A 12,702-nucleotide genomic window follows, 5' to 3' on the forward strand; every position below is an offset into this window, starting at 1 on the left:
GCGCGGGCTCGGTGTGCCGCGGCGCGGCGTCGGCGGCGTCGGTGGGGCGGTGCGCGCCCTCGTCGTCGAGCCGGCGGCCCGCGGCGAGCATCCCGAAGGACACGTCGGTCGCGACCACGTCGGCCCCACGGCCGCGGAGCCAGCGCGAGCACTGCGCCGCACCGGACCCGACCTCGAGCACGCGACGACCCCCGACGTCGCCCAGCAGGCGCGCCTCCTCCTCGCGCAGGCCCTCGGGGCACCAGCGGAAGTCGGCCGGGCCGAGGAACTCCCCGTGCTCGGCGAGGTACTCCGCGGCGTTCTCGTCCCACCACCCGCGGGCGGCGCCGCCCCCGGCCTCGTCGGGGACCGCGGCGAAACCGGCCTGGTTGGGCAAGAGAGGGTCCATGGCAGTAGTTTCGCCGAGTCCCTGATGTGACCGACCGGTAACAACGGCGTGACACGGTGCGGTTACGTTCGGCGCGTCCGGACGCGAAGGTGGCGCCGGGACGTGCAGGACCGAGGACGAGCAGGACCTGACGCATCAGAGCCCACGACATGCAGTACCCCAAACATGTTGTACCCACGAGAGGTGATCGTGTGAGGACCGTAGTGAGGGTGACGGCGCTGGCCGCCGCAGCCGCGATGGCGCTGACGGCGTGCGCGGCAAGTGAACGAGAGGGCGGGGGCGGCGAGGCCACCGGCAGCGACGAGGGCGGACGGGACACGTTCATCTTCGCGGCGTCGGCGGACCCGGCGTCGCTCGACCCGGCCTTCGCCAACGACGGTGAGTCGTTCCGCGTGGCCCGGCAGATCTTCGAGGGGCTCGTCGGCACGCAGCCGGGCACGGCGGACCCCGCGCCCCTCCTGGCGGAGGACTGGGAGGTCAGCGAGGACGGCCTGACCTACACGTTCGACCTCAAGGAGGACGTGACGTTCCACGACGGCACGCCCTTCGACGGCGAGGCCGTGTGCGCCAACTTCGAGCGCTGGAACAACTTCACCGGGATCCAGCAGTCGGAGAGCCTCTCCTACTACTGGCAGAAGGTGAACGGCGGCTTCGCGTCGAGCGACGTCCCCGAGCTCGACGGCACGGGCAAGTACGACAGCTGCGAGGCGCCCGACGCCTCGACGGCCGTCATCACGATGAAGAGCCCGCTGCCCGAGTTCATCTCGGCGCTGTCGCTGCCGGCGTTCTCCATGCAGTCGCCGACGGCGATGGAGGAGTACGGAGCCGACGACGTCACCGGCGCCGCCGACGCCCCGATCCTGCCCGAGTACGCGACCGCGCACCCGACCGGCACCGGCCCCTACGTCTTCGAGTCGTGGACCTCCGGCCAGGAGGTCGTGCTCGTCGGCAACCCCGACTACTGGGGTGAGCAGGGCCAGATCCAGCGGATCGTCTTCCCCGTGATCTCCGACGCCACGGCGCGCCGCCAGGCGCTCCAGGCCGGCGACATCGATGGCTACGACCTGGTCGGCCCGGCCGACGTCGTCGCGCTCGAGGAGGAGGGCTTCCAGATCGTCAACCGCGAGCCCTTCAACATCCTCTACCTGGGCATGAACCAGGCGAACCCCGAGCTGGCGGACCTCAAGGTGCGTCAGGCGATCGCCCACGCGATCAACAAGGAGGCGCTCGTCGCGCAGACGCTGCCCGAGGGCACCGAGGTCGCGACCAACTTCGTGCCGCCGTCGGTCGCCGGCTGGAGCGACCAGGTCGCGACGTACGAGTACGACCCGGAGAAGGCCAAGGCGCTGCTGGCCGAGGCCGGCAAGTCGAACCTGACCATCGACTTCAACTACCCGACGAACGTGTCGCGCCCGTACATGCCGACGCCGGAGCAGGTGTTCCAGTCGATCAGCGCCGACCTGCAGGAGGTCGGGATCACGATCAACCCGGTCCCCGAGCCGTGGTCGCCCGAGTACCTCGACCGCATGCAGGGCACGCCCGACCACGGCCTGCACCTGCTGGGGTGGACCGGTGACTACAACGACACCTACAACTTCATCGGCGTCTTCTTCGGGGCACCGGCGAACGAGTGGGGCTTCAACGACCCCGAGCTGTTCGAGATGATCGGCGACGCGCGCTACCAGACGAGCGTCGAGGACCAGACCGCGGCCTACGAGGCAGCCAACGAGGCCATCCTCGAGCGCCTCCCCGGGGTCCCGCTCGCGCACCCGGTGCCCTCGCTCGCCTTCAGCCCGAAGGTGCACGAGTACCCGGCGTCGCCCGTGCAGGACGAGGTCTTCAACGTCATCACGCTCGACGACTGATCGATGGCCCGACTCGTCCTGCAGCGGCTCGCGCTGCTGATCCCGACGCTGTTCGGGCTCTCGATCCTGCTGTTCCTGTGGGTGCGCGCTCTCCCGGGAGGCCCGGCAACGGCCCTCCTGGGGGAGCGCGCGACCCCGGAGGCGGTCGAGCGGCTCAACAGGCTGTACGGCTTCGACCAACCGCTGCACGAGCAGTACGTCCGGTGGCTCGGGCAGCTCCTCCAGGGCAACTTCGGGGTCTCGAGCCGCACCCGGCTCCCGGTCCTCGAGGAGTTCCTCAACCGGTTCCCCGCGACCATCGAGCTGACGATCCTCGCGCTGGTCATCGCGGTCGGCGTCGGCATCCCGCTCGGCTACGTCGCCGCCCGGTACCGCGGCAGGTTCCTCGACCACGGGACCGTCGTGGCATCGCTCATCGGGGTCACGATCCCGGTGTTCTTCCTGGCGTTCCTGCTCAAGTACCTGTTCGCGGTCCAGCTCGGCTGGTTCCCGTCGGCGGGCAGGCAGAGCCCCGCGATGATCGCGACCCATCCGACGGGCTTCTACGTCCTGGACGGCCTGCTCACGCGTGAGTGGGACGCGGCGTGGGACGCGCTGCTGCACCTCGTGCTGCCGGCGCTCGCGCTCGGCTCCATCCCGCTCGCGATCATCGCCCGCATCACGCGCGCCTCGGTCATCGAGGTCCAGAGCGCCGACTACGTGCGGACGGCGAAGGCGAAGGGGCTCAAGGCGCCCCGGCTGCGCCGTCGGGTGGTGCTGCGCAACGCGATGCTGCCGGTCGCGACGACGATCGGCCTCCAGGTCGGCCTGCTCCTCTCCGGAGCGGTGCTGACCGAGACGGTCTTCGCGTTCAACGGGATCGGCAGCTTCCTCGCCGACGCGGTGTTCGACCTCGACTACGCGGTGCTCCAGGGCTTCATCCTCTTCATCGCCGTGGTGTACGCGCTGGCCAACCTGGCCGTCGACATCTCCTACGGCATCATCGACCCCCGGATGCGAGCGCGCCGATGACCGACCCGACGAGCGCCGCGGCCGGCCCGACCGGCGTCGCGCTGCCCACCGGCACGGGGACCCCGACGACCGACGCGCCTCGCGGCGGCCCACGCCGCGGTGCGCAGGACGAGGGCGCGAGCATCTGGCGCGTCGCCCTGCGGCGCCTGCGGCGCAACCCCGGCGCGATCATCGGCGCGGTCATCGTGCTGCTCTTCGTGCTGGTCGCGCTCCTCGCACCGGTGCTCGCCCCGTACGCCGAGGGTGCGCTGCCCGGACGTGCGGAGATCCGGCCGACCTTCATCCCCGGGCCGTCCGACGACTACCTGCTCGGGCTGGACCGGTACGGCGGCGACCTGCTGTCGAAGCTCATCTGGGGCGCGCGGGCGTCGCTCCTCGTGGGTGTCCTCTCGACGCTGCTCGGCCTCCTCGGCGGGGCGCTCCTCGGCCTGCTCGCCGGGGCGTTCGGCGGCTGGGTCGACACCGCGACGATGCGCCTGGTCGACCTCATGCTGTCCGTGCCGTCGCTGCTCCTGGCGGTCTCGGTGGCCGCGGTCATCGGCCAGTCGCCGACCGCCGTCGTCATCGCGATCGGCGTCGTGCAGGTGCCGATCTTCGCGCGCCTCCTGCGCGGCACGATGCTCGCCGAGCGCGGCCAGGACTACGTGCTCGCCGCGCGGTCGCTGGGGCTGTCGCGCCGCACGGTCACGATGAGCCACGTGCTGCCCAACAGCCTCGGGCCCGTCATCGTGCAGGCGACGCTCATGCTCGCCACCGCCGTCATCGAGGCGGCCGCCCTGTCCTTCCTCGGCCTCGGCGGCGGCTCGCCGACGACGGCCGAGTGGGGGCGCATGCTCACCGCCGCGCAGAACGAGCTCGAGGTCGCACCGCGGCTCGCGCTGTGGCCCGGCTTCTGCATCGCGGTCACAGCCCTCGGCTTCACGCTGTTCGGCGAGGCCCTTCGCGAGGCGCTCGACCCACGGACGAGGGGACGCTGACCCGCATGACCACCACTTCCGGCCCGGGCGAGGCTCGTCCGGGCGGCACGACGCCGCTCCTGAGCATCCGTGACCTCGAGGTCTCGTTCCGCACGGAGCAGGGGACCACGACGGCCGTCCGCGGCGCGTCGTTCGACGTCCACGCCGGCGAGACCGTCGCGATCGTCGGCGAGTCCGGCTCCGGCAAGTCGACCACCGCGATGGCCGTCATCGGCCTGCTGGCCCAGAACGGCCACGTCAGCGGCGGCCAGATCCTCTTCGAGGGCAAGGACATCACCAGGCTCGGCGGCGCGGGGCTCGCGCGCATGCGTGGGACGGACATCGGCATGGTCCCGCAGGACCCGATGTCCAACCTCAACCCGGTGGTCCGGGTCGGCGCGCAGATCGTCGAGGCGCTCGAGGACAACGGCGTCGCGCGCGGTGCCGAGGCGCGTCGACGCACCGTCGAGCTGCTCGAGGAGGCGGGGCTGCCCGACGCCGAGCGCCGCGCCCAGCAGTACCCGCACGAGTTCTCGGGCGGCATGCGGCAGCGCGCGCTCATCGCGATGGGCCTGTCCTGCCGGCCGCGCCTGCTCATCGCGGACGAGCCGACGTCGGCTCTCGACGTGACCGTGCAGCGGACGATCCTCGACCGCCTCGAGCAGCTGACCGGTGAGCTGGGCACCGCGGTGCTGCTCATCACGCACGACCTCGGCCTCGCGGCCGAGCGCGCGAGCCGGGTCGTCGTCATGTACCGCGGCGAGGTCGTCGAGACCGGGCCGGCGGCCCAGCTCCTCACGGACCCGCAGCACGAGTACACCCGGCGGCTCCTCGCGGCCGCGCCGTCGCTCGCCTCGCGGCGCATCCAGATCGCGAAGCAGTCGGGCGCGACCGAGGCCGTGGCCGACGACCTCCTCGCGGCGTCCGCCGAGGCGCCCCCCGCGGCGGCGGACGACCCGATCGTCGAGGTCGACGACGTCACCAAGGTGTTCCACCTGCGCGGCGAGGGGCTGTTCTCGCGCGGGACGGACTTCACGGCCGTCGACCACGTGAGCTTCACGATCCCGCGCGGGTCGACCATGGCGATCGTGGGCGAGTCCGGCTCGGGGAAGTCGACCGTCGCGCGCATGATGCTCGACCTGCTCCCGCCCACGTCCGGGACCATCCGCTTCAACGGCGAGGTGGTGGGCGGCGAGCGTGCCGACCGCCGGGCGGAGGTGAGGTTCCGGCGGCAGGTCCAGCCGATCTTCCAGGACCCGTACTCGTCCCTCGACCCGCTGTACACGATCTACCGGACCATCGAGGAGCCGCTGCGGGCGCACGGCGAGGGCTCGGCCGCGGACCGCCGCGAACGCGTGCTGCAGCTCATGGACGACGTCGCGCTCTCACCGGACCTGCTGCGCCGGTACCCGGGCGAGCTCTCGGGCGGTCAGCGGCAGCGCGTGGCGATCGCGCGTGCCCTCGCGCTGAACCCCGATCTCGTGGTGTGCGACGAGGCGGTCTCGGCGCTCGACGTCATCGTGCAGTCGCAGATCCTGCACCTGCTCGCGGACCTGCAGCAGCGGCTGGGACTGAGCTATCTGTTCATCAGCCACGACCTCGCGGTGGTCCGGCAGATCGCGGACCAGGTGTGCGTCATGGAGCGCGGCCGCATCGTCGAGCAGGGCTCGGTCGACGACGTCTTCGACAACCCGCAGCAGCCGTACACGCAGGCCCTCCTCGACGCGATCCCCGGGCGCAGCCTGGCCCTCGCGGTCGGCGACTGATCTCACGTCACCGGGCAGGACCGGACCTGGCAGTGCCGGACCTGACAGGACCGGGACGGACGGCCCGGCCGGTCGACCCGTCGCGTCGCTAGGGTGACGGCGCGGGCCGAGCACCGGTGCCGGCCCGCGCCCCCCCACCTCGCGACGAAGGAGCTCGCCCATGCGCGTCGGACTGCTCACCGGAGGCGGGGACTGCCCCGGGCTCAACGCGGCGATCCGCGCCGTCGTCAAGCACGGGGAGGGCACCTACGGGCACTCGATCATCGGCTTCCGCAACGGCTGGAAGGGTGTCGTCGACGGTGACGTGCTCCCGCTCGGGCGGGCGCACATCCGCAACGTCCTGCCCACGGGCGGGACGCTCCTCGGCACCGCGCGGTTCCACCCCCACGCGGACGACGGCGGGATCGACGCCGTGCTCGCGACGCTCGAGGCCGAGCGCATCGAGGCGCTCATCTGCATCGGCGGCGACGGCACGCTCCACGCGGCCAGCAAGGTCGCGGACGCGGGCGTCCGCATCGTCGCCATCCCCAAGACGATCGACAACGACGTCGAGGGGACCGACCTGTCGATCGGTTTCCACACCGCGGTCAACATCGCCACGGAGGCGATCGACCGGGTGCACACGACGGCGGAGAGCCACAACCGCGTCATGGTCGTCGAGGTGATGGGCCGGCACGCGGGCTGGATCGCCGTCAACGCGGGCATGGCCGGCGGCGCGGAGCTCGTGCTCGCGCCCGAGGAGCCGTTCGACATCGACCAGGTGGTCAAGTTCCTCAAGCACCGGCACCGCGCGCACGCGAGCTTCTCGATCGTCGTCGTGGCCGAGGGCGCCATGCCGCGCGAGGGCGGCTCGATGGACTACCGCACGCAGCTCGGGAAGTTCGGCGAGATCGTAGCCGGCGCGATCGGCGAGCGGCTCGCCTCCGAGATCGAGCAGCGCACGGGCTTCGAGACGCGGGTCACGATCCTCGGGCACGTGCAGCGCGGCGGCGCGCCGACGCCGACCGACCGCATCCTGGGCAGCCGCTTCGGCGTCGCGGCGATGGACGCGATCTCGGCAGGGACGACCGGTGTCATGACCGCGCTCCGCGGCGACCGCGTCGAGCTCGTCCCGCTCGCCGACGTGGCCGGACGGGTCAAGCGGGTCCCGGCGGACATGCTGCGCACGGCCAAGGTGCTCGCCTGAGCACGACCGGCGGGCCGGGGCGGCGCGTCGCCGTCGTCGGGGCGGGCGTCAGCGGCCTGGCGCTCGCCACGTTCCTCGCGCGCGACGGGTGGCACGTCACCGTGCTCGAGCGCACGCCCGACCTCGGACCGGTCGGTGCCGGGATCCTGCTGCAGCACCTGGGTCAGCAGGTCGCCCACCGGCTCGGCATCGGCGAGGCGCTGCGCGCGCTGTCCGCGCCGGTCCGGCGGGTCGACGGCGCGACGACGTCGGGCATGACGACGATGAGCTTTGCGTACGCCGACGGCGTGCCGGGCGCGATGGGGTGGGGCGTGCACCGGGGCGACCTCTTCACGCTGCTCCACGAGGCCGCGGTCGACGCGGGGGCCGTCGTGGTGCCGCGCTGCGAGGTCGTCGGCCTGCGCCGGAGCGGCACGGGGTGGTCTGTCGAGGCGGCCGACGGCGTCGTGCACGGACCGTTCGACCTCGTGGTCGGGGCCGACGGTGCCGGCTCGCGGGTCCGCGCGCTCGCCTTCGAGCCGCGCACGGACCGACGGTACGGCTGGGGCGCGGTGTGGGCGATCGTGCCCGACCCCGAGCACCTCGCGGGCGACGCGCTGGTGCAGCGCTGGCGCGACACGCGGACGACGCTCGGCCTGCTGCCGACCGGACGCGACCGCGTCTCGATCTTCTGGTCCGTCCGAGCGCGCGAGGCCGACGCCGTCGTCGCCGCCGGACCGGCGGCGTTCGTCGACCGGGTGGCGCCGCTCGCCGGCCGCTTCGCGCCGCTCGTCGAACGAGTCGCGGACGTGGGGCTGCTCCCGGCCCGCTACCGCGACGTCGTCGTGGGCTCGCCGGTGGGGGACCGGGTCGTCCTCGTCGGCGACGCCGCGCACGCGATGAGCCCGCAGCTCGGCATCGGGGCCAGCATGGGCCTGGCCGACGCGTGGTCGCTCGCGTGGGCCCTGCGTGAGCACCGCGACGTCGGTGCGGCGCTCGCCGCGCACGCGGACCTCCGACGCCGCCACGTCACCGCCTACCGGTGGCTGTCGATGCTGCTGACGCCGGTGTTCCAGTCCGGCCTCGTCCCGATCGGCCCGCCGCGGGACGCCGCGCTCGCCGTCGCGTGCCGCACCGGGTTCGTCCGGCGCCAGGCGGTCTCGCTGCTCATGGGCACCCGGCTCCTGCCGCGGGGGACGTGGTCGCTGCCGGGCTGACGCGGGCTGACGCGGGCGCGGGGGCCGGCGAGGTCCGGCGTGCATGCACCCGCGCGGCAGTCTTTGCCCTCCTTCGTGGCACCGCGTAAGATCGACGGCGGTGTGACGTGCCTTCGTCACGCTGGTCTGCCGGTCCGTCCGCACGTGCCCGCCTCGCGGCCCGTCGCCCCGGTCCCGGCGCATCCCGCACCATCCCTGTCCGCACTACTCCCTGTCCGCATCGGAGCTCGACACTCAATGACCATCTCCACCCCGACGAAGTCGGCCCCTCAGGTCGCGATCAACGACATCGGCTCGGCTGAGGACTTCCTCGCCGCCATCGACGCGACCATCAAGTACTTCAACGACGGCGACATCGTCGAAGGCACCATCGTCAAGGTCGACCGGGACGAGGTCCTCCTCGACATCGGTTACAAGACCGAGGGCGTGATCCCCTCCCGCGAGCTCTCCATCAAGCACGACGTCGACCCCGACGAGGTCGTCAAGGTCGGCGACGCGGTCGAGGCCCTGGTGCTCCAGAAGGAGGACAAGGAGGGTCGCCTGATCCTGTCCAAGAAGCGCGCGCAGTACGAGCGCGCCTGGGGCACGATCGAGAAGATCAAGGAGGAGGACGGCGTCGTCACCGGCACCGTCATCGAGGTCGTCAAGGGTGGCCTCATCCTCGACATCGGCCTGCGCGGCTTCCTCCCCGCGTCGCTCGTCGAGATGCGTCGCGTCCGCGACCTCCAGCCGTACGTCGGCAAGGAGATCGAGGCGAAGATCATCGAGCTCGACAAGAACCGCAACAACGTCGTCCTCTCGCGCCGTGCCTGGCTCGAGCAGACGCAGTCCGAGGTGCGCTCGACCTTCCTGCAGACCCTGCAGAAGGGCCAGGTCCGCCCCGGTGTCGTCTCCTCGATCGTCAACTTCGGTGCGTTCGTGGACCTCGGCGGCGTCGACGGCCTCGTGCACGTCTCCGAGCTGTCCTGGAAGCACATCGACCACCCCTCCGAGGTCGTCGAGGTCGGCCAGGAGGTCACGGTCGAGGTGCTCGACGTCGACTTCGACCGCGAGCGGGTCTCGCTGTCGCTCAAGGCGACGCAGGAGGACCCGTGGCAGGCGTTCGCCCGGACGCACGCCATCGGCCAGGTCGTGCCCGGCAAGGTCACCAAGCTCGTCCCGTTCGGTGCGTTCGTGCGCGTCGAGGACGGCATCGAGGGCCTGGTCCACATCTCGGAGCTGGCCGTGCGCCACGTCGAGCTGCCGGAGCAGGTCGTCAACGTCGGTGACGACACGTTCGTCAAGGTCATCGACATCGACCTCGAGCGTCGCCGCATCTCGCTGTCGCTCAAGCAGGCCAACGAGGGTCTCGACCCCACCAGCGAGGACTTCGACCCCGCGCTGTACGGCATGGCCGCCGAGTACGACGAGAAGGGGAACTACAAGTACCCCGAGGGCTTCGACCCGGAGACCAACGAGTGGCTCGAGGGCTTCGAGGCGCAGCGCGAGGCCTGGGAGGCGCAGTACGCCGCCGCCCACGCCCGCTGGGAGGCGCACAAGAAGCAGGTCGCCGAGGCGGCGCAGGCCGACCTCGACGCCTCGAGCGGCGGCGGCTCGGAGTCGAGCAGCAGCGCCGGCAGCGCGTCGACGTACTCGTCGGCGCCGGTCGAGGAGGCCGCGGGCACGCTCGCGTCCGACGAGGCGCTCGCCGCTCTGCGCGAGAAGCTCACCGGCAACTGACCGCGGTGCCCGGACCCTCGGGTCCGCGGCGCTGCGACGGTCGTCACGACGGGCCGGTCACCTCACGGTGGCCGGCCCGTCGGCGTCTCCGGCCGCGGGGCTGACCGCCCGGCTGCCGCCCGGCTGCCCCGCACGGCTGCCACCCGGCGTGGCGCCCTGAGGACCGCTGCACGCCGTCGGCAGCGCGACCTAGGGTGGGTCCGTGACCGTGCCGTCCCCAGTCCCGCGTCCCCGCCGTCGCGTCGGCCTCACCGGTGGCATCGCCGCCGGGAAGTCGGTCGTCGCCGCGCGCCTCGCCCACCACGGCGCCGCCGTCGTCGACCACGACGTGCTGGCCCGCGAGGTGGTCGCGCGGGGGAGCGCGGGGCTCGCCGCGGTCGCGGAGGCCTTCGGGCAGGAGGTGCTCACGGCCGACGGCGACCTGGACCGTGCGGCGCTCGGCCGCGTCGTGTTCGCGGACGCCGCCGCGCGGGAGCGGCTCAACCACCTGGTCCACCCGCTCGTGCGCGCCGCAGCGCGCCGCGCGGAGGAGGCCGCCGTCGCGGCGGACGCAGGCGTCGTCGTGCACGACATCCCGCTGCTGGTCGAGAGCGGGCAGGCGGGTCACTTCGACGAGCTCGTCGTCGTCGACGCGCCCGCCGAGCTGCGCGTGCGGCGGCTCGTCGAGATGCGCGGGCTGACGGAGGCGGACGCGTGGGCGCGGCTCGCCGCGCAGGCCGACGACGAGGCCCGGCTCGAGGCGGCCGACGTCGTGCTCGACGGGTCGGGCAGCGTCGCCGAGCTCGAGGAGCAGGTGGACCGGCTCTGGTCGCGGTGGGCCGCGTGACGCGCACGATCCTCCTCACCGGCTTCGAGCCGTTCGGGGGCCAGACCGTCAACGCCTCGTGGGAGGCCGTGCGGCGGGTCGAGGCAGCGTGGTCCGGTCCGGGGCGACTCGTCACGGTGCAACTGCCCGTGTCCTTCCGCGGGGCTCGGCAGGCGCTGCGGCTCGCGGTGCGCGACCACGAGCCGGACGTCGTCGTCTGCGTCGGCGAGGCCGGTGGCCGAGCGGCGGTGGGGATCGAGCGCGCCGCGCTCAACGTCATCGACGCACCGATCCCCGACAACGACGGCTCGGCGCCCGTGGACGTGCCCGTGGTGGCGGGCGCCCCGGCGGCCTTCTTCAGCGGGCTCCCGCTGCGCGCGTGCCTCGCCGCGGGCCGCGCGACGGGCGTGCCCGTCGAGGTCTCGAACACCGCCGGCACCTACGTGTGCAACGCGACCTTCTACGCGCTCATGCACCTGCTCGCGTCCCGCCCGGACGTCCTCGGGGGTTTCGTGCACGTGCCGCGGACCCCCGCGCAGGTCGCGCCCGGAGCGCCGTCGCTGAGCACCGAGGCGACCGCGCCGGCCCTCGCAGCCGTGCTGCACGCCGCCCTCGCGCCCGAGGCGATCGCCGAGGTTGCCGCGGGACGGCTGAGCTGATCGCGTCCTCGACGAGGACCCGCGGCTGACGGCGTCCTCGGCGGGAGCCGGCGGCCGTCGCGCGTCGTGCAGGCCTCACGCGCGCCCGGGCGCGTCAGCGCAGGAGGGCGGCGCGGTGCCGGGTCGTCCACCCGGCGAGGCGCTCGAAGACCGCCACGGCGCCGCTGCGTCCCGCGACCGCGTGGTCGGCGCGCGCCCGCTCGAAGCGGTCGGTCAGCTCCGTGAGCACGGCGCCGGGCTCGTTCCCGAGGACCGAGCAGACCAGCCGTAGACGACGCGCCTGGTCCCGTACCGGCACGACGTCGCTCGTCAGGTCCGCGAGACCCCAGGCGGCGTGCGCGACGTCGTCCAGGCGACGGCCTGGTCGCACGTCGTCGTCCCAGTCGATGAGGGCGACGGCTCGGGAGCCGCGGAACACGGTGTTGTGCGGCCCGAGGTCACCGTGCCGGACGACCTCCTGGTCGCCCGCCAGGGCGGTGCCGGCCGTGGCGTCGTGGAACGCCCGGACGAGACCTGCTGCGCTGACGAGCTGGTCGTCGTCGAGCAGGTACGGACCCGTCCGGGGGACGGTGCCCTCGATCCACGTGACGACCTGGCGACCCTCGGCGTCCACGCCCAGCGTCCGCGGGGCGCCGTCGAACCCCACCGCCTCGAGGTGACGGAGGACGGCGTCGACGTACGGCGTCCGGGCGTGAGCGGGCCGGCGCACGGTGTCACCGACGCGTACGACGCCCGTGCGGTCCACGTGGTGCGGTCCCGGCTCGTCCACCACGACATCGTGGCAGGCGCACACGCGCACAGGCGGCGTGCGGAGGGCCGGTGGCCGGGGGAGCGCTGCCGACGGTGTCTCAGCCCTGCTGCGCGGGGACCATCGACAGGAGGCTGCGGATCTCCGTCTCGACGAAGCGGCGGTGGCCGCCGAGCGTCCGGACGGCCGTGATCTTCCCGGCGTTGGCCCACCGGGTGACCGTCTTCGGGTCGACCCGGAACATCGTGGCGACCTCGCCCGGGGTGAGGAGGCTCGTGACGGACGTGGTGGAGGGTGCGCTCTGCATGAGGGTTCCTGTCGTTCGGTGGCTGGGCTGCCCTCGTGGGCCCCTGGCTCTGCGTCCCCGCCTCTCGGCGGGTTTGCCCTTGTCGCTGACCTGAGG

Annotated in this window: 12 protein-coding genes and 1 riboswitch; of the genes, 9 read left to right on the forward strand and 3 right to left on the reverse strand. The window is 73.0% G+C overall.

The genetic code is table 11. The features are described 5' to 3' along the window. Positions 1-388: class I SAM-dependent methyltransferase (locus ICW40_RS04440; RefSeq protein WP_308121626.1), on the reverse strand; the 388-nt coding region annotated here is incomplete at its 3' end. A 236-nt stretch (positions 389-624) separates the two neighbouring features. Between ICW40_RS04440 and ICW40_RS04445 the strand changes: the two genes are divergently transcribed. From ICW40_RS04445 to pcp, 9 genes are all read left to right on the forward strand, one after another. Then, a complete protein-coding gene (locus ICW40_RS04445; protein ID WP_260458779.1) occupies positions 625-2,253 on the forward strand; it encodes an ABC transporter substrate-binding protein in 1,629 nt (542 codons plus the stop codon). 3 nt (positions 2,254-2,256) lie between these two features. Continuing rightward, positions 2,257-3,264: an ABC transporter permease gene (locus tag ICW40_RS04450; RefSeq protein WP_221652630.1), complete on the forward strand. Its 1,008-nt coding sequence runs from the start codon at positions 2,257-2,259 to the stop codon at positions 3,262-3,264. Next, complete coding sequence (locus tag ICW40_RS04455) at positions 3,261-4,241, forward strand: ABC transporter permease (protein WP_221652631.1); 981 nt, start codon at positions 3,261-3,263, stop codon at positions 4,239-4,241. Before ICW40_RS04450 ends, ICW40_RS04455 begins: the two co-directional genes overlap by 4 nt. Positions 4,242-4,246: 5 nt before the next feature. After that, positions 4,247-5,986, forward strand: coding sequence for an ABC transporter ATP-binding protein (locus ICW40_RS04460; RefSeq protein ID WP_221652632.1), 1,740 nt, complete (start codon positions 4,247-4,249; stop codon positions 5,984-5,986). Positions 5,987-6,146: 160 nt separating this feature from the next. After that, positions 6,147-7,172, forward strand: coding sequence for a 6-phosphofructokinase (locus ICW40_RS04465; protein ID WP_221652633.1), 1,026 nt, complete (start codon positions 6,147-6,149; stop codon positions 7,170-7,172). Further along, on the forward strand, positions 7,169-8,368 hold the full coding sequence (locus ICW40_RS04470; protein WP_221652683.1) for an FAD-dependent oxidoreductase: 1,200 nt from the start codon (positions 7,169-7,171) through the stop codon (positions 8,366-8,368). Before ICW40_RS04465 ends, ICW40_RS04470 begins: the two co-directional genes overlap by 4 nt. A 237-nt stretch (positions 8,369-8,605) precedes the next feature. Next, a complete protein-coding gene (rpsA, locus tag ICW40_RS04475; RefSeq protein WP_221652634.1) occupies positions 8,606-10,087 on the forward strand; it encodes a 30S ribosomal protein S1 in 1,482 nt (493 codons plus the stop codon). 202 nt (positions 10,088-10,289) lie between these two features. After that, positions 10,290-10,913: a dephospho-CoA kinase gene (gene coaE / locus ICW40_RS04480; protein ID WP_221652635.1), complete on the forward strand. Its 624-nt coding sequence runs from the start codon at positions 10,290-10,292 to the stop codon at positions 10,911-10,913. Further along, positions 10,910-11,551: a pyroglutamyl-peptidase I gene (gene pcp / locus ICW40_RS04485; protein WP_221652636.1), complete on the forward strand. Its 642-nt coding sequence runs from the start codon at positions 10,910-10,912 to the stop codon at positions 11,549-11,551. The genes coaE and pcp overlap by 4 nt, the downstream gene beginning before the upstream one ends. 94 nt (positions 11,552-11,645) lie before the next feature. On the opposite strand, the gene ICW40_RS04490 is transcribed toward pcp, so the two are convergent. Both ICW40_RS04490 and ICW40_RS04495 read right to left on the reverse strand, forming a co-directional pair. Continuing rightward, positions 11,646-12,320, reverse strand: a complete 675-nt coding sequence (locus ICW40_RS04490) for a phosphotransferase (protein ID WP_221652637.1) — start codon at positions 12,318-12,320, stop codon at positions 11,646-11,648. Between the two features lie 79 nt (positions 12,321-12,399). Further along, positions 12,400-12,606 (reverse strand): BldC family transcriptional regulator, encoded by a 207-nt coding sequence (locus ICW40_RS04495; RefSeq protein WP_221652638.1) that lies wholly within the window; start codon positions 12,604-12,606, stop codon positions 12,400-12,402. Positions 12,607-12,620: 14 nt separating this feature from the next. Further along, positions 12,621-12,694: riboswitch (cyclic di-GMP riboswitch) on the reverse strand. Between the last annotated feature and the right edge of the window lie 8 nt (positions 12,695-12,702).

This window comes from Actinotalea ferrariae (assembly GCF_019733465.1).
GTDB lineage: Bacteria > Actinomycetota > Actinomycetes > Actinomycetales > Cellulomonadaceae > Actinotalea > Actinotalea ferrariae_A.